This window comes from Mycobacterium sp., from assembly GCF_051006775.1.
Lineage (GTDB): Bacteria > Actinomycetota > Actinomycetes > Mycobacteriales > Mycobacteriaceae > Mycobacterium.
This window is the reverse complement of the sequence record NZ_JBPCSX010000031.1, coordinates 1-20,766: the sequence shown is the minus strand read 5'-3', so window position 1 is coordinate 20,766 and position 20,766 is coordinate 1. Positions and strand designations below refer to the sequence as shown.

Genomic DNA, 20,766 nt, shown 5'->3' with positions numbered 1-20,766 from the left:
GTGGAACCACTCCCGGGTCAACCGGTTGCGATCCAACGGGAACACCCCATCCAGGAAGGTGTCCCACTGCTGGATCGTCATCGTGCGACCCTTGCCGTCCACCAGAGACATCTGATTATCCAACGCCGCCTGCGAGGAACCCGCGCCTGCGAACAACGCCGCTACGGCAAGCAGGACCGCAGTCAGCACGCGACCGATAACTTTCATGGTCTCCCTAGATGTTCGGCGGTGACCTCTCCCGGTTCACCGGCGGACCCGCGACCGGCTCGGGATTCGGCCGGCGGCATGGCGCTCATTAATGATTGACAGGCAGAAGATATCGGTTCGGTGACGTTTCGGGCAACGCGAACACACGCCGCAGCACGCTGCCGCCGGCGGGCGCGAATTAGCTGTGCGGTTGCCGCCCGAGTGCGCACCCGGGCCATGAGCACAGCGAATTTCCCGGTTGCAGAGCCTGACCGAGTTCGTCCCGACCGTCCGCGGCCATCCCGGCGCGCACGCTGCTCAGAAGTCCCGTTACTGCTCAATTGTGGTGCGGGGGAACGTTATCCCGCAGCCACCCATCCCGATCCTCGACGTCGGCCGCCTCAGACGGATCCCGCTCGTCGGAGGATTCCTGCGGCAGGTCGGCACCGAAGATGCGATTAACTGATTCCCTGTCGGGGCCCTGACCGGCCATCAAATTCCCCGATAAGTGTGACTAAGGTCACAATCCAGGTATTTGTGCACGTCACAGCGGTGAAACACGGAATTAACACCCGCGCACACCGGCCGGGCCTCAGATCTCCAGGCTCGACAGCGCCGAGATCACATGGGCGGCCAACGGGCACAGCGTCGCCATCCCGTCGCGTACCGCCGACCGCGAACCGGCCAGATTGACCACCAGCGTGCTGCCGGAGATTCCGGCCAATCCGCGGGACAGACCTGCGTCGGTGCAACCTGCCGCCAGACCCGATGCGCGCAGCGCCTCGGCGATGCCGAGGATCTCCCGGTCGAGAATCGCACTGGTGGCCTCCGGTGCCACGTCACGCGGGGTGACGCCGGTACCACCGACCGACACCACCAGGTCGACACCGCCGATCACCGCGGTATTGAGCGCGTTACGGATCTCCACCTCGTCGGCGGACACCACCACGACACCGTCGACCACGAAGCCTGCCTCGTCGAGCAGTTCGGTGACCAGTGGCCCACTGTGATCTTCCTCGACGCCGCGGGCCCTGCGGTCATCCACCACGACGACCAGTGCGCGCCCCGCGGGGCCCTCAGGCTGTTCCATGGGACTCACCGTATATCCGGGGCCGGACGGCCGCGACAACTCCGGACCCATCACATCCCGACGATCCCGGACGACACGGATCACTGATCCGCCTTGCCCAATGTGACCTGAACGGTCTGCGGCGCGCCTGCGGCATCGAGATAGGTCAGCGTCAGCTTGTCGCCGGGCGGACGCGACCGCACGGCGGCCACCAGGGCGTTGGCGCTGCCGATCACCCGGTCATCCACCTTGGTCACGACCACACCACTGGGCAGCCCGGCGTTGGAGGCCGCGCCGCCCTTGACCACCTCGACGATCTTGGCGCCGTGGGTGGTGACATCGTTGCTCACCTGGACTCCCAGCGAGGCGTGCGCGGCGCTGCCCTTGCTGATCAATTCGTCGGCGATACGCTTGGCCTGATCGACCGGAATCGCGAATCCCAGTCCGATGGAACCACTTTGGGCTTCCGGGGAGTCTCCACCGAGAGTGGCGATGGCGGAGTTCACGCCGACGAGTTCACCGGCCATGTTGACCAGTGCGCCACCGGAGTTGCCCGGATTGATCGCGGCATCGGTCTGAATCGCGTCGAGCACGGTGTTCTGGTTGTTGGCATCACCGCCGGCGGCAACCGGGCGATTCAGGGCACTGACGATGCCGGTGGTGACGGTGCCCTCGAGTCCGAGCGGGGATCCGATCGCCACGACGTCCTGACCCACCCGCAGGCTGGAAGACGATCCCAGTGTGATCGGCGTCAGACCGGATACGCCCTGGGCCCGAACCACCGCGATATCGCTGGCCGGGTCGGTGCCCACGACAGTGAACGGGGCGGTGTTTCCGTCGGAGAAGGTGACGACGGTGGTCATGGCGGCACCGGTGGGGTCACCGGGACCGCCGGGCGGCACCGGCGCACCCGGCGTCGGCGGGACCCCCGGGGCACCCGGGACGCTCGGCCTGCCGGGAAGCGGGCTCAGCGGACCGGGGGCCTTCGGTGCGGTGTCGGGTCCGACCTTGGCCGCGGCCACGACGTGATTGTTGGTGAGGATCAGTCCGTCCGCGGACAACACGATGCCCGAGCCCTCCTCGGACTGGCGTCCCATCTTGGTCTCCAGCTTCACCACACTGGGCAGGACCCTGGCGGCTACCTGCTCGACGGAGCCGATCGGAATGTTCGCGGTGGGAACGTTGCGCCCAGGCTGGGCGGCCGTCGTGATGGTGGTAGTGGTCGGCCCATTGGGCTGCACGGCGGTCGCGACCATGCCGCCGATACCCGCCGACACCACCGAGATGGCCAGCGCGCCCGTCGCGAGCGCGATGCCCCGCGAGCGCTTGCGCGGTTTACCGGGCGCCGCACCGGCGCCGCGGTAGGGATCCCAGTTGCCACCGGAGCCCTGCGGGTACTGCTGCTGGGAAGTCGCATACCGCCAGTCGTACGGCTGCTGGTAACCGCCCGGCGTGTATCCAGGTGCCGCTTGCTGATTCGGCGCCTGCTGCGGCGGGTTGAACCGCTCGTCCGTCATTTCGCTCTCGCGTTCCTTCTCGAAGGCGGCACCTCACGTGATGCCTGTTGATATCAAGCTTGCCGAGTACTACTGAGAATCCACTGAGATAACACGCGGCAGGGCCGAGTTGTTTTCGGCAGAGCCGTTGACCTCGCCGTTTGTATGAGCGATTTCGCTCACGGCAGAGGTGTCCCGATACGCCGAATGGCCCGGCAGACCGGGCAGCAGAACGAAGAACGACGTACCGGGTGGGTCGCCATCCGGAGTCGTCTCTCCGATGCGAATCATCCCGCCATGCTTGACGACAACCTGTTTGACGATCGCCAGGCCAAGACCTGAACCGGGCATGGCACGGGCCGAGGTGGACCGATAGAACCGCTCGAAGACCAAACCCCGTTCCTCGGGCGGAATTCCGGGACCCTGGTCGGACACCACGAGTTCGGCATGCGCGGCATCCACTTGGCGCAGATGCACTCCGACGATTCCACCCGACGGGCTCCACTTGGCGGCATTGTCGAGCAGGTTGAGCACGGCGCGGGACAATCCGGCAGGATCGCCGACCACGTGCCAGCCGATGATGTCCACATCAAACTGAATGTCGCTGCGCCGTCGGCGAACTCGCTCAAGACTGCGGTCGATGACATCGGCGATGTCGACGTCCTCAAGCACTGTGCCGTGCGCGTTGTCCTCCCGGGTGAGATCGACCAGGTCGCCCACCAACGTTGACAATTCCTCGATCTGACCGATCACATCGGAGCGCAGTTCGGAGAGCTCGCTCTCCGGTATCGGCGGGGCGCCGGGGCTGCTGGAGGCCATCAGCAATTCGACGTTGGTGCGCAACGACGTCAGCGGCGTCTTCAACTCGTGGCCGGCGTCGGCCACCAGCCGCGCCTGCCGCTCTCGCGATTCGGTCAGCGATCGCAGCATCGCGTTGAACGCCTCGGTGAGGCGGGCGAGTTCGTCACTGCCGAAAACCGGGATCGGACGTAGGTCGTCGGTGCGCGCCACCCGCTCGGCAGCTTCGGTGAGCCGGCCCACCGGGCGCAGACCGGTCCTGGCCACCATCCCGCCGGCCACCGCGGCGATCACCACCCCGATCCCGCCGACGGCGAGCAGAACCCATTTGAGTTTGGTCATCACCGCATTCGTCGGTTGCAGGCTCTTGGAGATCAACAGCGCGCTGTCGTTGGGCAGATGGATGGCCAGTACCCGTTGGTCGCCGACGGTGCGCCGCGACATGAAGAGCTCGCCGCGGATGACCTCCTTCTCCGGCTGGCCGACCGGCAGCGTCTGGCCCTGCTGATTAGCGGTGTAAATGGACTTTCCGGGGTTCACCAGCATGGCGTTGACATCGGAATATGCAGTGCCCTCAATGGCTTTCGCGGGATCGGCCGCCAGAGAACCACTGGCGATCAGCAGTTGCGCGCGGCTCTGCAGTTGATTGTCGATATCGGTGTAGAGCGCCGCGGACACCACCGCGTACACCGCGACTGCCATCAGGACGACGACCATCGCGACCATCGACATGGCCAGCAGCATCACCCGCCAGCGCAGCGAGAGCGAGGTGCGGGTCCGTCCTTGCACCCGCATCGCCTGCGCACGCCGCTTCCAACGAGACATCAAGGAGCCTTCGGATATCAGGGCGGAGTTTCACGCAGCACATAGCCCACCCCGCGAACGGTGTGGATGAGCCGCGGTTCTCCTTCTGCCTCGGTCTTGCGACGGAGGTAGCCGACGTAGACCTCCAGCGCATTGCCGGAGGTGGGGAAGTCGAAACCCCAGACCTCCTCGAGGATCCGGCTGCGGGTCAGGACCCGCCGCGGGTTGGCCATCAGCATCTCCAGCAGCGCGAACTCGGTGCGCGTCAGACTGATCGACCGTTTGCCGCGATGGACCTCGCGGGTGGCCGGATCCAGCGAGAGGTCGCCGAAGGTCAGCAGGGCGGCCTCGATCAGATCGTCGGGGCCGGTGCGACGAAGCAGCGCCCGTAACCGGGCCAGCAACTCCTCCAGGGCGAACGGCTTGGGCAGGTAGTCATCGGCGCCGGCATCCAATCCGGCGACCCGCTCCGAGACCGAGTCACGGGCCGTCAGGACCAGGATCGGCAGATCATCGCCGGTGCTGCGCAGCTGGCGGCATACCTCCAAGCCGTCCAGTCGGGGCATCATGACGTCGAGCACGAGTGCGTCGGGCCGCTCATTGGCGATCGCGTCCAGTGCCTCGACCCCGTCTTCAGCCAGGTCGACGGTGTAGCCGTTGAAGGACAGAGAACGCCGCAGAGACTCGCGCACTGCCCGGTCGTCATCGACCACAAGAATTCGCACGGGAACCAGTGTCAACCTATCGACTTAGATTCGGCTGAGAGACTCGCCGCCCGACCAGCATATTCACGAGCGGGCAGAACCTTGATCAGCGCTTGTCGAGGTCGATCAGACCAAGACGGGCAGCCTTGAGCAGACGGCGCGGCACCTTGTGCTGGCGACCCCCGACGGACACGGTGACGAGGCCGACTGCAGTGGTCTTCCACTGCGAGCGCCGACTGCGGGTGTTCGAGCGCGACATCCGGCGTTTGGGCACAGCCATGACGACAAATCTCCTCGTGAGGTGCTGCCGAGCACGATATAGCGCCGGCCAGTTGCTCCAAGGATAGCCGCCTGGGGTCCCTTCTCCAAAGCGGGGCCGCGCGGGTAACCTACCGGTTGGTTGGCCAGGCCACGAGGGAGGACGTTGATGGCGGGTGCCCACGGCGTACCGGCGGGTCCGGTGCGGATCGGCAACTGCTCAGGGTTCTACGGCGATCGGCTCTCCGCGATGAGCGAGATGCTCACCGGGGGTGAGCTGGACTATCTGACCGGCGACTATCTGGCCGAGCTGACCATGCTGATCCTCGGCCGGGACCGGATGAAGAGCCCCGAACGCGGTTATGCCAAGACCTTCCTCACCCAGTTGGAGCAGTGTCTGGGTCTGGCCAAGGACCGCGGGGTGCGGATCGTCACCAATGCCGGCGGACTCAATCCGGCCGGTTTGGCCGAGGCGGTCCGGACGCTGGCCGACAAGATCGGCGTGCCCGTGGCGGTCGCCCACGTCGAAGGGGACGATCTCTTGCCCCGCGCCGCTGAACTGCAGTTCGGGTCGCCGCTGACCGCAAACGCCTACCTGGGCGCCTGGGGCATCGTTGATTGCCTCAACGCCGGGGCGGACATCGTGGTGACCGGCCGGGTCACCGACGCCTCGGTGGTGGTCGGGCCGGCCGCCGCGCACTTCGGCTGGGGCCGCCGGGACTACGACCGGTTGGCCGGCGCGGTGGTGGCGGGGCACGTCATCGAATGCGGCACCCAGGCCACCGGCGGCAACTACTCCTTCTTCACCGAGGTGCCCGACCTCGGTCACGCCGGTTTCCCGTTGGCAGAGATTTATGACGACGGCTCCGCGGTGATCACCAAGCACCCCGGCACCGGTGGACAGGTCAGCACCGGCACCGTCACCGCGCAACTGCTCTACGAGATCACCGGGGCCCGGTACGCCAACCCGGACGCGACGGCCCGGTTCGACACCGTCACGCTGCACGACGACGGAGAAGATCGAGTGCGGATCAGCGGGGTGCGCGGCGAGCCGCCGCCGGCCTCGCTGAAGGTGTCGCTGAACAGCATCGGCGGGTTCCGGAACTCGGCGACATTCGTGTTGACCGGTCTGGACATCGAAGCCAAGGCCGCCCTGCTGCGGGGTCAGCTCGACGGCGCTCTGACGGCCCGACCGGCGGAAGTCCAGTGGGAGCTGGCCCGTACCGAGCGCCCGGACGCCGACACCGAGCAGACGGCCAGTGCGCTGCTGACCTGTACGGTGCGCGATCCCGACCCCGACATCGTGGGCCGCCGATTCTCCTCTGCGGCAATCGAACTCGCACTGGACAGCTACCCGGGATTCCACACCACCGCACCACCTTCCGACGGATCCGTCTACGGGGTTTTCACCGCCGGATACGTGCCCGCGACCGAGGTTGAACACATCGCCGTGCACCCCGATCACACCCGGGTGGTGATCCCACCGGCCAGCGAGACACTCGACCTGGCCGAGGTCGATCAGCCGGTATTGCCCGACGCACTCGCGGCCGGCCCGACGAAACGGCTTCCGCTGGGCACGATCGCGGGGGCCCGCAGCGGGGACAAGGGTGGCGGCGCCAATATCGGCGTGTGGGTTCGCACCGACGCGCAGTGGCAGTGGCTGGCCAATACCCTCACCGTCGATCTGGTGCGCAAGCTGCTGCCCGAAGCCAAGGATCTACCGGTCTCACGGCATCTGTTCCCCGCCATCCGGGCCGTCAACTTCGTCATCGACGGCATCCTCGGCAAGGGCGTCGCCTATCAGGCGCGATTCGATCCGCAGGCCAAGGGCCTCGGTGAGTGGCTGCGCAGCCGTCATGTCGATATTCCGGAGGGGATTCTCTAGATGAGCATCTGGGCCACGCCCGAACGCCAGGAGTTACCGAAGTCGGTGCGCACCTTCGCCGAACGCGAGATCCGGGACATGCGGACCCGGGGGTATCAGGCATGACGACACTACGCAGTGTGGTGGACCCGCACTCCCCCAGCTTCACCGAGGCCGCTGAGGCGATGGCCGCCAAGCTTGCCGATCTCGATACCGAGCTCACCAAGGCGATGGCGGGAGGTGGACCGAAATACGTCGAACGCCATCATGAGCGCGGCAAGCTGACCGCCCGGGAACGCGTCGAACTTCTCGTCGACCCGGACTCCCCATTCCTCGAGTTGGCACCGCTGGCCGCCTACGGCACCGAATTTCACGTCGGCGCATCACTGGTGACCGGTATCGGCGTCGTCGAGGGCGTCGAGTGCATGCTGGTGGCCCACGACCCCACCGTCAAAGGCGGCACCTCCAACCCGTGGACACTGAAGAAGGTGCTGCGGGCCAACCAGATCGCGCTGGAGAACCGGCTGCCCGTGATCTCACTGGTGGAGTCCGGCGGGGCGGACCTGCCCACCCAGAAAGACATCTTCATTCCCGGTGGCCGGATGTTCCGCGACCTGACCCGGCTGTCGGCGGCCGGCATCCCCACCATCGCGCTGGTGTTCGGCAACTCGACCGCAGGTGGTGCCTACATCCCCGGCATGAGTGACTACGTGGTGATGATCAAGGAACGCTCCAAGGTGTTCCTGGCCGGACCGCCGCTGGTGAAGATGGCCACCGGCGAGGAGTCCGATGATGAATCCCTCGGCGGCGCCGAGATGCATGCCCGGATCTCCGGTCTGGCCGACTACTTCGCCGTCGATGAACTCGATGCGATCGGGATCGGCCGCCGAATCGTCGCCAGGCTGAACTGGGTCAAGAAGGGTCCGGCACCGGGTCCGGTGACCGAACCGCTGGCCGACCCGGACGAGTTGCTCGGCATCGTGCCGGGCGATCTTCGCATCCCGTTCGATCCCCGCGATGTCATCGCCCGGATAGTCGACGGTTCGGGCTTCGACGAATTCAAACCGCTCTACGGGGGCTCGCTGGTCACCGGCTGGGCTCGGCTGCACGGCTACCCGATCGGCATCCTGGCCAATGCCCGCGGCGTGCTGTTCAGCGAGGAATCCCAGAAGGCCACCCAGTTCATCCAACTCGCCAACCAGTCCAATACGCCACTGCTCTTCCTGCACAACACCACCGGATACATGGTCGGCAAGGCATACGAGGAAGGCGGGATGATCAAACACGGCGCGATGATGATCAACGCGGTCTCCAATTCGGCGGTGCCGCATATCTCGCTGCTGATCGGCTCCTCCTACGGCGCCGGTCACTACGGCATGTGCGGCCGCGCCTACGACCCCCGGTTCGTGTTCGCCTGGCCCAGCGCCAAGTCCGCGGTGATGGGTGGTGCGCAGTTGGCCGGCGTGCTCTCCATCGTGGCCCGAGCGGCTGCCGAGAGTCGCGGGCAGGCTGTCGACGAGGATGCCGACGCCGCTCTGCGGGCGGCCGTCGAAGCCCAGATTGAGGCGGAATCACTGCCGATGTTCCTGTCCGGGCGGCTCTACGACGACGGGGTCATCGACCCCCGTGACACCCGCACAGTATTGGGAATATGCCTGTCCGCCATCGCCAATGGCCCCATCGAGGGGACGTCGAAGTTCGGCGTCTTCCGGATGTGAGGGCAAGACACCAATGATCACACGAGTTCTGGTCGCCAACCGCGGCGAGATCGCGCGCCGCGTCTTCGCCACCTGCCGTCGCCTCGGCATCGGCACCGTGGCGGTCTATACCGCCCCCGATGCCAACTCCCCGCATGTCGCCGAGGCCGATTCGCGGGTCCGGATCGACAGCTATCTCGATGCCGCGGAGTTGGTCCGGGCGGCCCGCTTGGCGGGTGCTGATGCCGTCCACCCCGGCTACGGATTCCTCTCGGAGAACGCCGGTTTCGCGATGGCGGTGATTGACGCAGGTCTCACCTGGATCGGACCGCCGCCCGCGGCTGTCACCGCAATGGGTTCCAAGATAGAGGCCAAGAAGATGATGGCCGCCGCCGGAGTTCCGGTCCTGGCCGACCTCGACCCCGCGACCGTGCGGCCAGAGCAACTGCCGGTGCTGGTGAAGGCCTCGGCCGGTGGTGGCGGACGCGGCATGCGGGTGATCGACGATATCGCCGATCTGCAGGACGGAGTACAGGCGGCACAGCGCGAGGCGCGATCGGCGTTCGGTGACGGAGCAGTGTTCTGCGAGCGCTACCTGCCCAGCGGTCACCATGTCGAGGTTCAGGTGATGGCCGACAAGCACGGAACGGTCTGGGCCGTCGGTGAACGCGAATGCTCCATCCAGCGACGGCACCAGAAGATCATCGAGGAGGCACCCTCGCCGCTGGTTGAACGGATCCCCGGGATGCGGGAGCGGCTGTTCATCGCGGCCCGGCTGGCGGCCAAGGCAATCGGCTACTCCGGGGCCGGCACCGTCGAGTTCCTCGCCGACTCCGACGGTGAGTTCTTCTTCCTGGAGATGAACACCCGCCTCCAGGTCGAACACCCGGTCACCGAGCTGACGACCCGGCTGGATCTGGTGGAACTGCAGCTGGCCATCGCCGACGGCGAGTCGCTACCGGCCGAACCGCCCGCATCGGTCGGGCATTCCATCGAGGCGCGGCTCTACGCCGAGGACCCGGCCAACCAGTGGCAGCCCCAGGCGGGCACCGTCCACCACTTCGAGGTGCCCGGCGCCGCAACGCAATTCGACCTGACACACCGCACCGGAGCGATCCGGCTGGACTCTGGCATCGTCAGCGGCTCGGTGGTATCGATCCACTACGACCCGATGCTGGCCAAGGTCATCTCGTGGGCGCCCAGCCGGGCACGTGCCGCGCAGACACTCGCTGACGCGCTGGCCCGCACCCGGCTGCATGGTCTGCGCACCAACCGCGACCTACTCGTCAACGTGCTGCGCCACCCGGCATTTCTGAGCGGTGCCACCGACACTGCGTTCTTCGCCACCCATGGTCTCGACGCGCTGGCCACTCCACTGGCCGACGAACCCACGGTGCGGCTGTCGGCCGTGGCTGCCGCGCTGGCTGATGCCGCACAGAACCGGGATGCGGCCGCCGTCCTCGGGCGAATGCCCAGCGGTTGGCGCAATGTCGCATCAGGCAACCAGCACAAGGTATTCCGCGATCTCGGCGGCGATGAACACCGGGTCGAATACCGCTACACCCGCGACGGGTTGCAGCTGCCCGACGACCCGGATACCGGCCTGGTGTCTGCGGGCCCGACGACGGTTGTCCTCTCCGAGGGCGGTGTCGAAACGGGTTTCGACGTCACACGCTACGGAGAACAGGTTTACGTCGACTCCGCACGCGGGCCAGTCGCATTCACCGTTGTGCCGCGCTTCCGCGAGCCCGGCTTCGCGATGGAGAAGGGCTCGCTGCTGGCACCGATGCCGGGGTCGGTGATCCGTCTCGGCGCCAGCCTCGGCGACACCGTCACCGCCGGCCAACCCCTGGTCTGGCTGGAGGCCATGAAGATGGAACACACCATCACCGCCCCGGCTGCCGGAGTGCTCACCCAACTCAGCGTCGCCGTCGGCCAACAGGTCGAAGTGGGCGCAATCCTTGCCCGAGTCGAGACCTCTGAAGGAGAAGCATGACCGACACCAGCTTCATCGAAAGCGAAGAACGTCAGGCACTGCGCAAATCCGTCGCCGCCCTGGCCTCCAACTATGGCCAGGAGTACTTCCTGGAGAAGGCCCGCAACGGTGGCCACACCGACGAGTTGTGGCGCGCAGCAGGTGAACTCGGCTTCATCGGAGTCAACCTGCCCGAGGAGTATGGCGGTGGGGGCGCCGGAATGTACGAACTGTCGACAGTTATGGAAGAGCTCTCAGCGGCCGGCTGCCCACTGCTGATGACCGTGGTGTCCCCTGCTATCAACGGCACGATCATCGCGAAGTTCGGCACCGAGGAACAGAAGAAGCGCTGGGTTCCCGGCATCGCCGACGGTTCGATCACCATGGCGTTCGCCATCACGGAGCCCGATGCCGGGTCCAACTCGCACCGGATCACCACCACCGCGCGCCGCGACGGCAGCGACTGGATCCTCTCCGGTCAGAAGGTGTGGATCTCCGGCCTCGACCAGTCCCAGGCCGTGCTGGTCGTGGCTCGCAGCGAGGAAGCCAAGACCGGAAACCTCCGTCCTGCGCTGTTCATCGTGCCCACTGACGCCCCGGGCTTCACCTTCACCAAGATCCCGATGGAACTCGTCGCGCCGGAGAGCCAGTTCCAGGTCTTCCTCGATGAGGTGCGGTTGCCGTCCGACGCACTGGTCGGGTCGGAGGACGCCGCGATCGCCCAGTTATTCGCCGGGCTGAACCCGGAGCGGATCATGGGAGCGGCGAGTGCGGTGGGGATGGGCCGCTTTGCGCTGAGCAAGGCCTGCGACTACGTCAAGACCCGGCAGGTGTGGAAGACACCCATCGGGGCACACCAGGGCATCGCACATCCGCTGGCGCAGAACCACATCGAGCTCGAGTTGGCCAGGCTGATGATGCAGAAGGCCGCGACCCTCTACGACGCCGGCGACGATATCGGCGCCGCCGAGGCCGCGAATATGGCCAAGTACGCGGCCGGCGAGGCTTCGACGCGGGCGGTCGATCAGGCCGTGCAGTCCATGGGTGGCAACGGCCTGTCCCAGGAGTACGGCGTTGCCGCGATGCTGGTGGCATCCCGGTTGTCCCGCATCGCCCCGGTCAGCCGCGAGATGGTGCTCAACTTCGTCGCTCAGACCTCACTCGGCCTGCCCAGGTCGTACTGAGGTGACCGATCTGGTTTCCTACGCGGTCAACGGACCCGTAGCGCGGCTGACGCTGGACTCCCCGCACAACCGCAACGCACTGTCATCAGTTCTGGTGAAGCAATTGCATACGGGGTTAACCAGAGCAGCTGATGACCAGGCCGTGCGCGCGATCGTGCTGGGCCACACCGGAGGAACATTCTGCGCCGGCGCCGACCTCTCTGAGGCGACGGACGCCGATCCGCGAAAAGCCATGGCAGCCCGCACGCTTGAGTTGGCCGCGCTGTTGCGCGCCATCGTGGAATGTCCGCTGCCGGTGATCGCGGCGGTCGACGGCCATGTCCGTGCTGGCGGCATGGGTCTGGTCGGAGCATGCGATATCGCGATCGCCGGAACCCGCAGCACCTTCGCCCTGACCGAAGTGCGCATCGGCGTGGCGCCGGCGATCATCTCGCTGACACTGCTGCCCAGGCTGACGCCTCGGGCGGCCGCTCGCTACTACCTCACCGGTGAGACATTCACCGCCGCCCGGGCCGCCGAGATCGGACTGATAACCGAATCAGCCGAGGACGTCAACGCCGCCGTCGATGCGGTGACCGCCGACCTCGCCAAGGGCTCACCCCAGGGTTTGGCGGCCTCCAAGGCCTACACCACCGCTGCCGTCCTGGCCGGTTTCGACCGCGATGCAATGCGCTTCGCAGAGCAGTCGGCGCGACTGTTCGATTCCGACGAGGCGCGCGAGGGAATGCTCGCATTCCTCGAGAAACGACCGCCGCACTGGGCGGAACGCATGTGACGGTTCGATGAACGTGCTTTCGCGGGTGTGATCACCGCACGTACCCTCAGAGGTGATGAGCGATCCGATGCCGCGTGACGCCTCGCTGCAGACCTCCGACGACGACCGGATTCAGGCTGCCCAGTTGCTTTCCGAAGCCGCTTCACATGGCCGCCTGAACCTCGACGAATACGAGAAGCGGCTCGCGAAGGCCTATTCCGCCAAGACCTACGACGAACTTGAACGCATCACCGATGATCTGCCGGAAGCGGCCGAGTACCGGCGGAGAAAGAGTCGGCCGGCGCCGTCGACCATGCTGCTGGCGATCATGAGCGGCTTCGAGCGGCGCGGCCGCTGGTATGTGCCCGGCCGGATGACGACCTTCACGCTGTTCGGCGGAGGTGTGGTGGACCTGCGCTATGCCGACTTCACCTCGTCGGAGGTGGAGATCCACGCCTACTCGATCCTCGGCGGGCAGACGATCCTGCTACCGCCTGAGGTCAATGTCGAGATCGACGGCCGGGGCGTGATGGGAGGATTCGACCACGCCGTCGAGGGCGCCGGCACACCCGGTGCGCCGAGGGTGACCATCAAGGGCTTCTCGCTCTGGGGCGGCGTCGGTATCAAACGCCGTAAACGCACGGCAGGTACTTCGGACTGATTGCCGCGCAAACACTTCGGCCCCCTTCCTAGGAAGGGGGCCGAAGTGTCTATCGCGCTGTTATCTACCCGGCTGCGCCCGCGGACGAGTCCGCACCGGCAGCAGAGGAAGAGGCACCGCTGGCAGCGGAGGCGACCGACTTGGCCACCTTCGCCACCGCGTCGCGCACCGGGCGCTTGCGGCTCTTGACCGAAGCATCGGCCGGCTTGGTGGTCGGCGCGGCCGCGGCCACGCTCTCCGCCACTGCGGTCGACGCGCTGGTCTCGGTCGCGTCACTCGACGTCGCGGAAGCAGACTCATTCGAGGCTGCCTCGGTCGAGGCGACTGCCGCCTTGGTATCGGCCACCGAAACTGCCGGGACGTTCGAGACAGCCGCAGTGGCGGTCTCAGTGGCGGACTGGGTGGCGGTCTGGGCCGACGCGGCGACCGACGCTGCAGTCACAGCAGCAGGGGCCTTCGCCGCCACTGAAGCGGGCGCGGGATCCTGCACCAGCGGGTACGGGTTCGAGTTGCCGCCAGTGGTGATCACACCGCCGATGTAGCGCAGCACGCCGGGGATTCCGGCATAGGTGTTGTAGTCATAGGTGCTGTCGATGGTCTGGAAGGCGAGGCCGACATAGGAGGCGATACCGCGATACAGGTACTGACCGATGTACGGAACGGCCTGGGCCGCCTGGGCGAGGGCCGAGAGCCCGGTGACGTACAGCGTGGTGAGCGCGTACCCGCCCTGGAATGTCAGCGCGATCAGGTTGGCGATCTGGGGGTTGTACAGCGGGCCGGGCGTCGTATAAGGCTCACCCAGGAACGGCTTCTCGATGACCCACTGGATGGCGGTGGCCAGGCCGCCCTCGAAGTAGTAGTTCACCGCCGAGACGGGCCACTCCGAAGCGTTGTCGTACCCGGTGCCGTCGCCGTTGATCAGCGCGTCCAGCGCGAGATACGCGATGCCGCCGACACCCGGGATGGTGCAGTCGTAATTGCAGTTCGGCAACCAGTAGTCGTTGAAGTTGGTCTCGGGATCGATGTTGATCTGGCCGATCGCGCCGCCCCAGCCGGTGTAGAAGATGTTGTTCCACTCCGAGGCGGGGATCGAGAGCACGTCGGCGAAGTTGGCCAGGTTGACGTTGGCCGACGACAGCGCCGGTGAGGTAGAGCTGGCAACGGACGGTGCGAGCGCCGGAGTGGCGACTGCGACCGCGGCAGCGCTGACTAGGGCAGCGGCCGTCATGAGGGGCTTGGTACGAGTCGCCATGATGCGATTCCTTAAAAGTCCGGCCCGCCACTGTTGGGAGGGCTCATGCTTTGCTGAGATCCATCGTCGATGGTCAAGGCCGATAGTACGGGGATGTTTGCCATCCGGCAAACCGAACAGACGAACTCGACACCCGTCAACACTGAGGCCTCCCCGGGGTCACCCCGCCGAACGGGGGCTTTACCCCATGAGTCGACCGTTTGCTGGCCTTCATCAGCCAACGCAAGGTTTTTTCACATGTTGCTCTCAGGTAGCGATTGACCTAAGAATGTTTGCCAGAATCGCCTTTTCGCCCTGGGCGAAAGTGCCCCCTGCGCCCCATGGCCATTAGCCGTCAGCAAACACGAAGTTACCCCGTCCCGCATGGTGACCACGCGGTAACCGTCGGATAACGGTCGATGAGCAATGACCGCACGGTCCGGCCGCGGGTCGAAAATTGCGATCACGAAGGCCCAAAAGGGCCGATTCCCGCCGGAATCCGAGGAAACCACGGCATCAGGCGAGTGCTGGAAACGGCCGTCCTCGCACACCCTCACCGGGGCTCGATGGAGGCCAGGGTAGGCGGCAGAGTGTGTTTGCTCGGTCGGCCCGGAATTGGTGTAGCGCTGGTCAGCTACGACGACGGCGGGCGCGAAGATAATCGCCGACGACTGCGGCGCCCAATCCGTCCAGATCGGGCACAACCACCCGGCCTTCCACCCGACGGGCTATCTGGTCGATGAAACGGGCAAGCCCGGGGTCGTCGCCGAGCCGGAAAATCGTCACCTGCGCACCGAGTCGGGCCACCTCGTCGAAACCGCGGACGGTGTGGGCGATGGTCCGAGGGTGCGGCGGGTAGTCAAAGAACACCGATGGGCCCCGGCCGTCGAAGTTCTCGAGGTGCGCGGTCGGCTCGCCGTCAGTGACCACCAGCACCACCGGTTGGGCGTTGGGATGGCGGCGCAAGTGCCGGCCGGCCAACACCAGGGCGTGATGCAGGTTGGTGCCCTGCTCATAGACGCCCTCCAGACCGGTCAGTTCCGCGGCGCTGACCGTCCGCGCGTACCGGCCGAAGGCGATGATCTGCAGAGCATCAGAACGGAAGCGAGTGCTGACCAGGTGACTGAGGGCAAGCGCGGTGCGCTTCATCGGCAGCCACCGGTTCTCCATGACCATGGAGAACGACGTATCGACCAGTAGCACCACGGCCGCCTGGGTCCTGGTCTCGGTCTCGGAGACTTCGACATCGTCGACCGCGATCTGGATGCCTCCGTCACCGTCCCCCGATCCGGCCCGCCGTAAAACCGCATTCGTGATCGTCCTGGTGACATTCCACGGCTCGGTGTCCCCGAACGCCCACGCCCGGGTGGCGCCGGTCAGCTCGCCCGCTGCACCTGCGCGACGCGTGTCGCGCTCGCCGTGGCGGCCCGAGAGTTGTTGGGCCACATCCCGAAGCGCCGCCTTGCCGAGTTGGCGCATCGCCTTCGGTGACAACCGCCACTTTCCGTCGGAGCCGCGATCCAGGAAGCCCTGATTGACCAGCGCCCGTTCCAGGTCGGCCAGCGCGCGGGCATCGATTGCCGCCTGATCGCCGAGTTGCCGGGCCAGCGCGTCGAGGTCGACGTCGTCCATGGTGGCACCGGCATAGCTCTGGGAGAGTTGCTCGGCGAGCTGCTCAAGCTCACCGATATCCGCCAGCGCCTGAGCGCCCTCTCCCATGCCCAGCGGATTGTCACCGGAGAACTCCGAGGATCCGTCCCAGTCCTCGCCGGGTCGGGCGGCGCGAAGATTCGAGTCCAACCGGTTCAGCGATTCCATCAACTGGGGCGAGCCGAAAGCCTGCTGCGCCAACGCATCCAACTCTGCGCGCTGCTCCGGGGACAGGCTGTTGCGGAAGCGCTGCGCGGCGGCCGAACGCTGCGCCAGTGAGTCCAGCAGCTCCTCGACATTGCTCGGGTTCTCCGGGAAGTGCTGGCCGTGCTTATCCATGAAGTCACGGAAGTCTTCGGGTGTGTCCTCGCCGCGAGAGTGCTTCTCCAGCAGATCGTTGAGATCGTTGAGCATCTCGTTGACGGCCTGGCGATCGGCGTCGGTGGCGTTCTCGAGAGCCTGTTTCATCCCGGAGAAACGCTGGTCGAGCATCTCCCGGCCGAGGAGATCCTTGATCTGGTCATACTTCTGCCGCGCTTCCGGACTCCGCCACTCGTACCCGGAGAGCTCCTGCACCGCTTTGGCCGGCGACGGCGGAAGCGACTCGATCTGCATCTCCTGGAAGCGGGCGTCGTCATCGAGGGCGCGGGCCAGTTCCTTGCGTTCGGCCAGCACCGCTTCGTCGAGCAGTTTCTTGATCTCCTGCAGAGTCCCATCAAGATTGTTGCGCTGCAACAGATCCCGGCGGCGCTTGTTGACCTCGGCGGCCAACCGATCCGCGCCCTTCATGTTCTGGCTCCCGCGGCGCAGGAGTTCGGAGAGTGCACGGCGCGGCGAGGCGCCCTCCATGACATCCTGACCTATCTGCTCCAGCGCCTCGCGCAGATCCACCGGCGGCGCCAGCGGGTCCGGACCGCCGGAGTAGGCGGAATAGCGCAGATCCCTAGACATGGCTAGCCATAGACGGTCTCGCCGCCGTCGGTGTTCTTGTCGATCTTCTTGGCCAGGTACAGCGCCTCGAGTGCGAGCTCCAGGGCTGCGGCCCGCTGGCCCTCGGTCTTGGCGCCCAGCCGCTCGGCGATCGCGTCGATCACCGGCAGCGCCGGCAGGGCACGGAGCACTTCCTTGGCCGACACCTGCTCACCGGTGGTGACTGCGGAGTTCTCCACGGCACTCACCAGGGGCGCGACGTCGATACCGCCGAGGGACTTCTGCGCGGTGTCGGCGGTGGCCCGCCGCAGCAGGTGCTCCAGCACCGCCTGCTCCCTGCCCTCCTCGCCGGACTCGAACTCCAGCTTGCCGCGGAGCACGTCGATGATGGTGCCGAGGTCGACCACCCGAGCCACCGGCTCCCCTTCCCCGAGCACCGCATCGCGGTGACACGCGGAGGCGGCCACGGTCTCGGCGGCGGCGATGGCGAAGCGGGCGGACACCCCGGAGCGCTGGTCCACCGACTGCGACTCGCGCAGCATCCGGGTGAAGCGCGCGATGATCTGCAGCAGATACTCCGGGACTTCGGCGGTCAGGTGCGCTTCCTGGCTGATGACCCCCACCTCCGCGTCAAGCTCGCGCGGGTAGTGCGTGCGGATTTCGGCACCGAATCGGTCCTTCAGCGGAGTGATGATCCGGCCGCGGTTGGTGTAGTCCTCCGGGTTGGCACTGGCGACAACAACCACATCCAGCGGCAGCCGGAGGGTGTAGCCGCGGACCTGGATGTCGCGCTCCTCCATGACGTTGAGCATCGAAACCTGAATGCGCTCAGCAAGATCCGGCAGTTCATTGATCGCCACGATGCCGCGGTGCGCACGAGGTATGAGGCCGTAGGCGATGGTCTCCGGATCACCGAGCGTCCGACCCTCGGCCACCTTGATCGGGTCGATGTCGCCGACAAGATCGGCGACGCTGGTGTCCGGCGTCGCCAACTTCTCGGTGTAGCGCTCGCTGCGGTGCCGCCAGCTGACCGGCAGATCCTCACCCATCTCGGCCGCACGCCGGATGGACTCCGGTGTGATCGGCGAGTCCGGGTGCTCGCCGAGTTCGGCCCCGGTGATGACCGGGGTCCATTCGTCGAGCAGGTTGGCCAGCGAGCGCAGCAGCCTGGTCTTGCCCTGTCCACGCTCGCCGAGCAGGACCATGTCGTGCCCGGCGATCAGTGCGCGCTCCAGCTGGGGCAGGACGGTGTCCTCAAAGCCGAATATGCCCGGCCATACATCGTCACCGGCGGCAAGTGCTGCCAGGAGGTTCTCCCGGATCTCCTGCTTGACACTGCGTTCCCGATGACCGGAGGCCTTCAGTTCGCCGAGTGTGGTGGGCATCGTTGTGGGTGCAGTCACGACCCTCACGCTACTCAATGCGCGAAATGGCGGGCCCCCGTCAGATAAAGCGTCACACCGGCGTCAGCAGCTGCTGCGGTCACCTCGTCGTCGCGGACCGAACCACCGGGGTGGACCACGGCCTTGACCCCGGCCGAGGTCAGCACCTGTAGCCCGTCCGGGAAGGGGAAGAAGGCGTCGGATGCCGCCACTGCGCCGGTCACCCGGTCGCCGCCACGCTCGACCGCCAGACGGGCCGCATCGACGCGGTTCACCTGGCCCATCCCGACACCCACGGTGGCCCCGTCGGCGGCGATGACGATCGCGTTCGACTTGACCGCCCGGCAGGTCCGCCAGGCGAACACCAGGTCGGCCATGGTGGCCGCGTCGGCAGCCGGGCCGGCGGCCAGGGTCCAGTTCGCCGGATCGTCTCCGGGGGCGGTGAGCACGTCTCGCTCCTGCATCAGCAGCCCGCCACTGATCTGACGGATTTCGACACCGTCGACGGCCGGCTCGCCGGCCACCAACACTCGGATGTTCTTCTTCCGGGACAGAATCTCCACGGCGCCGTCCTCGTAAGCCGGGGCGATGATGACCTCGGTGAAGATCTCTGAGACCCGCTCGGCCATCTCAACGGTGACCTCCGCATTGGCGGCGATCACCCCACCGAAGGCGCTGAGCGGATCGCACTCATGGGCTTTGCGGTGCGCGTCTGCCACCGACGCGTGCGAGATCGCGATGCCACAGGGATTGGCGTGCTTGATGATCGCGACACAAATCTGCTGATGGTCGAAGGCAGCCCGCCACGCGGCATCGGCATCGGTGAAATTGTTGTAGCTCATCTCTTTTCCGTGCAGCTGCTCCGCCTGAGCCAGTCCGGGCCAGCCGATGTCATCGCTGTAGAGCGCAGCCATCTGATGCGGGTTCTCTCCGTAGCGCAGCTGCGAGGTACGCCGCCAGCTCCGGCCGAACCATCGGGGTAGAGCCGAACCGGCTTCGGTGTCCTCCGGAGCCAACGTGGACTCCATCCAGCCGGCCACCGCAACGTCGTACTCCGCGGTGTGCCGGAACGCCAGGGAGGCAAGCTTTTTTCGCTCCTCGAGCGTGAAACCCCCGCTGCGGACTGCGGCAAGCACACCGTCATAACCCAGCGGCTCGACCACCACGGCTACGCTGGCGTGATTCTTGGCCGACGCGCGCACCATCGACGGACCGCCGATGTCGATCTGCTCCACGCACTCGTCGATCTCCGCGCCCGAGTCCACCGTCTCACTGAACGGATAGAGGTTGACCACCACGAGATCGAACGGCTCGATCTTCAGTTTCGCAAGGGCTGCAACGTGTTCGGGGTTGCGTGTGTCGGCAAGCAATCCGGCGTGGATGTGCGGGTGCAGGGTCTTGACCCTGCCGTCGAGCACTTCAGGGAAACCGGTGACGAACTCCACCGGGGTGACCGGAATCCCCTTGTCGGCGATGGTCTTGGCGGTCGACCCGGTCGAGACGATATCGACCCCGGCCTCGTGCAAACCCTTGGCCAGTGGGATCAGCCCGCTCTTGTCGTACACACTGATCAGTGCACGCCGGATCGGTTTCTTCCCGATCAAAGTCTGCGCCGTCATTTACAGCACCGCCTTTCTGCCACTCCAGTTCACGCCGCGCGTCGACAGCGCGGCGAGCACATCCACCAGCAGTCGCCGTTCGACGACCTTGATCCGTTCGTGCAGGGTCTCTTCGTCGTCGGTGTCGAGGACCTCGACGGCCTGTTGGGTAAGGATCGGGCCGGTGTCCACCCCGGAATCGACCACATGGACCGTGCATCCGGTGACTTTGACGCCGTACGCCAGTGCATCCGAGACGGCGTGCGCACCAGGGAACGCCGGCAGCAGTGCGGGGTGGGTGTTGATGACCCGACCGGGGAATCTGGAAAGAAATTGCGGCCCAAGGATTTTCATAAACCCGGCCGAGACGATCACGTCGGGTTGATGGGCGGCCGTGGCATCGGCGATGGCCGCGTCCCAGGCGTCGCGGTCAGGATACTCACCCAGGCGCACGGTGAAGGACGGAATACCGGCGTCGGCGGCGATCTTGGCGGCCCGGCAGTCGCGGTCCACGCCGACCGCGAC

At 66.2% G+C, this 20,766-nt stretch carries 16 protein-coding genes and 1 pseudogene; 6 read left to right on the top strand and 11 right to left on the bottom strand.

The annotated features are described in order from the left end of the window. The 6 genes and pseudogenes from ACR2JI_RS02135 to rpmF all read right to left on the bottom strand — a co-directional run. Positions 1 to 207 (bottom strand): annotated as a pseudogene (locus tag ACR2JI_RS02135) (MspA family porin); the annotation flags it as partial. Positions 208 to 778: 571 nt separating this feature from the next. Further along, a complete protein-coding gene (locus ACR2JI_RS02130; protein WP_526387532.1) occupies positions 779 to 1,327 on the bottom strand; it encodes a MogA/MoaB family molybdenum cofactor biosynthesis protein in 549 nt (182 codons plus the stop codon). Between the two features lie 29 nt (positions 1,328 to 1,356). After that, positions 1,357 to 2,772 (bottom strand): S1C family serine protease, encoded by a 1,416-nt coding sequence (locus ACR2JI_RS02125; protein ID WP_526387526.1) that lies wholly within the window; start codon positions 2,770 to 2,772, stop codon positions 1,357 to 1,359. Positions 2,773 to 2,841: 69 nt separating this feature from the next. Continuing rightward, entirely contained in the window at positions 2,842 to 4,374 is a 1,533-nt protein-coding gene (locus tag ACR2JI_RS02120) for a sensor histidine kinase (protein ID WP_526387524.1), read from the bottom strand. A 17-nt stretch (positions 4,375 to 4,391) separates the two neighbouring features. Further along, positions 4,392 to 5,078 carry a response regulator transcription factor gene (locus ACR2JI_RS02115; protein ID WP_526387522.1) on the bottom strand — a complete coding sequence of 229 codons (687 nt, stop codon included), beginning with the start codon at positions 5,076 to 5,078 and terminating at the stop codon, positions 4,392 to 4,394. Between the two features lie 85 nt (positions 5,079 to 5,163). Beyond that, on the bottom strand, positions 5,164 to 5,337 hold the full coding sequence (rpmF, locus tag ACR2JI_RS02110; protein WP_509688353.1) for a 50S ribosomal protein L32: 174 nt from the start codon (positions 5,335 to 5,337) through the stop codon (positions 5,164 to 5,166). 180 nt (positions 5,338 to 5,517) lie between these two features. Between rpmF and ACR2JI_RS02105 the strand changes: the two genes are divergently transcribed. The 6 genes from ACR2JI_RS02105 (at position 5,518) to ACR2JI_RS02080 (ending at position 13,450) form a co-directional block, all read left to right on the top strand. After that, positions 5,518 to 7,200: an acyclic terpene utilization AtuA family protein gene (locus ACR2JI_RS02105; protein ID WP_526387530.1), complete on the top strand. Its 1,683-nt coding sequence runs from the start codon at positions 5,518 to 5,520 to the stop codon at positions 7,198 to 7,200. Between the two features lie 101 nt (positions 7,201 to 7,301). Next, the gene (locus tag ACR2JI_RS02100; RefSeq protein WP_526387519.1) at positions 7,302 to 8,897 is read left to right on the top strand and encodes an acyl-CoA carboxylase subunit beta; all 1,596 of its coding nucleotides are present in this window, start codon (positions 7,302 to 7,304) and stop codon (positions 8,895 to 8,897) included. 13 nt (positions 8,898 to 8,910) lie between these two features. Further along, entirely contained in the window at positions 8,911 to 10,872 is a 1,962-nt protein-coding gene (locus tag ACR2JI_RS02095; RefSeq protein ID WP_526387517.1) for an acetyl/propionyl/methylcrotonyl-CoA carboxylase subunit alpha, read from the top strand. Next, positions 10,869 to 12,035, top strand: a complete 1,167-nt coding sequence (locus ACR2JI_RS02090) for an acyl-CoA dehydrogenase family protein (RefSeq protein WP_526387515.1) — start codon at positions 10,869 to 10,871, stop codon at positions 12,033 to 12,035. The genes ACR2JI_RS02095 and ACR2JI_RS02090 overlap by 4 nt, the downstream gene beginning before the upstream one ends. A 1-nt stretch (position 12,036) precedes the next feature. Next, positions 12,037 to 12,810 carry an enoyl-CoA hydratase family protein gene (locus ACR2JI_RS02085; protein WP_526387513.1) on the top strand — a complete coding sequence of 258 codons (774 nt, stop codon included), beginning with the start codon at positions 12,037 to 12,039 and terminating at the stop codon, positions 12,808 to 12,810. Positions 12,811 to 12,865: 55 nt separating this feature from the next. Further along, positions 12,866 to 13,450: a DUF1707 domain-containing protein gene (locus tag ACR2JI_RS02080; protein ID WP_526387511.1), complete on the top strand. Its 585-nt coding sequence runs from the start codon at positions 12,866 to 12,868 to the stop codon at positions 13,448 to 13,450. A gap of 64 nt (positions 13,451 to 13,514) precedes the next feature. Here the strand turns inward: ACR2JI_RS02080 and ACR2JI_RS02075 are convergent, their stop codons facing one another. From ACR2JI_RS02075 to purN, 5 genes are all read right to left on the bottom strand, one after another. Beyond that, positions 13,515 to 14,702: a hypothetical protein gene (locus tag ACR2JI_RS02075; RefSeq protein ID WP_526387509.1), complete on the bottom strand. Its 1,188-nt coding sequence runs from the start codon at positions 14,700 to 14,702 to the stop codon at positions 13,515 to 13,517. A 609-nt stretch (positions 14,703 to 15,311) separates the two neighbouring features. Beyond that, positions 15,312 to 17,282 carry a vWA domain-containing protein gene (locus ACR2JI_RS02070; protein WP_526387507.1) on the bottom strand — a complete coding sequence of 657 codons (1,971 nt, stop codon included), beginning with the start codon at positions 17,280 to 17,282 and terminating at the stop codon, positions 15,312 to 15,314. A gap of 2 nt (positions 17,283 to 17,284) precedes the next feature. After that, positions 17,285 to 18,646 (bottom strand): sigma 54-interacting transcriptional regulator, encoded by a 1,362-nt coding sequence (locus ACR2JI_RS02065; protein WP_526387528.1) that lies wholly within the window; start codon positions 18,644 to 18,646, stop codon positions 17,285 to 17,287. Positions 18,647 to 18,678: 32 nt separating this feature from the next. Beyond that, a complete protein-coding gene (gene purH, locus ACR2JI_RS02060; RefSeq protein ID WP_526387505.1) occupies positions 18,679 to 20,262 on the bottom strand; it encodes a bifunctional phosphoribosylaminoimidazolecarboxamide formyltransferase/IMP cyclohydrolase in 1,584 nt (527 codons plus the stop codon). After that, the coding region (gene purN / locus ACR2JI_RS02055) for a phosphoribosylglycinamide formyltransferase (protein ID WP_526387503.1) at positions 20,263 to 20,766 on the bottom strand (504 nt) is incomplete at its 5' end.

What these genes read in the sequence shown, in the direction of transcription:
- ACR2JI_RS02130 (WP_526387532.1), bottom strand. Translation starts at nt 1,327, where the DNA reads ATGGGTCCGGAGTTGTCGCGGCCGTCCGGCCCCGGATATACGGTGAGT.
- ACR2JI_RS02125 (WP_526387526.1), bottom strand. Translation starts at nt 2,772, where the DNA reads ATGACGGACGAGCGGTTCAACCCGCCGCAGCAGGCGCCGAATCAGCAA.
- ACR2JI_RS02120 (WP_526387524.1), bottom strand. Translation starts at nt 4,374, where the DNA reads ATGTCTCGTTGGAAGCGGCGTGCGCAGGCGATGCGGGTGCAAGGACGG.
- rpmF (WP_509688353.1), bottom strand. Translation starts at nt 5,337, where the DNA reads ATGGCTGTGCCCAAACGCCGGATGTCGCGCTCGAACACCCGCAGTCGG.
- ACR2JI_RS02100 (WP_526387519.1), top strand. Translation starts at nt 7,302, where the DNA reads ATGACGACACTACGCAGTGTGGTGGACCCGCACTCCCCCAGCTTCACC.
- ACR2JI_RS02095 (WP_526387517.1), top strand. Translation starts at nt 8,911, where the DNA reads ATGATCACACGAGTTCTGGTCGCCAACCGCGGCGAGATCGCGCGCCGC.
- ACR2JI_RS02090 (WP_526387515.1), top strand. Translation starts at nt 10,869, where the DNA reads ATGACCGACACCAGCTTCATCGAAAGCGAAGAACGTCAGGCACTGCGC.
- ACR2JI_RS02080 (WP_526387511.1), top strand. Translation starts at nt 12,866, where the DNA reads ATGAGCGATCCGATGCCGCGTGACGCCTCGCTGCAGACCTCCGACGAC.
- ACR2JI_RS02075 (WP_526387509.1), bottom strand. Translation starts at nt 14,702, where the DNA reads ATGGCGACTCGTACCAAGCCCCTCATGACGGCCGCTGCCCTAGTCAGC.
- ACR2JI_RS02070 (WP_526387507.1), bottom strand. Translation starts at nt 17,282, where the DNA reads ATGTCTAGGGATCTGCGCTATTCCGCCTACTCCGGCGGTCCGGACCCG.
- ACR2JI_RS02065 (WP_526387528.1), bottom strand. Translation starts at nt 18,646, where the DNA reads ATGCCCACCACACTCGGCGAACTGAAGGCCTCCGGTCATCGGGAACGC.
- purH (WP_526387505.1), bottom strand. Translation starts at nt 20,262, where the DNA reads ATGACGGCGCAGACTTTGATCGGGAAGAAACCGATCCGGCGTGCACTG.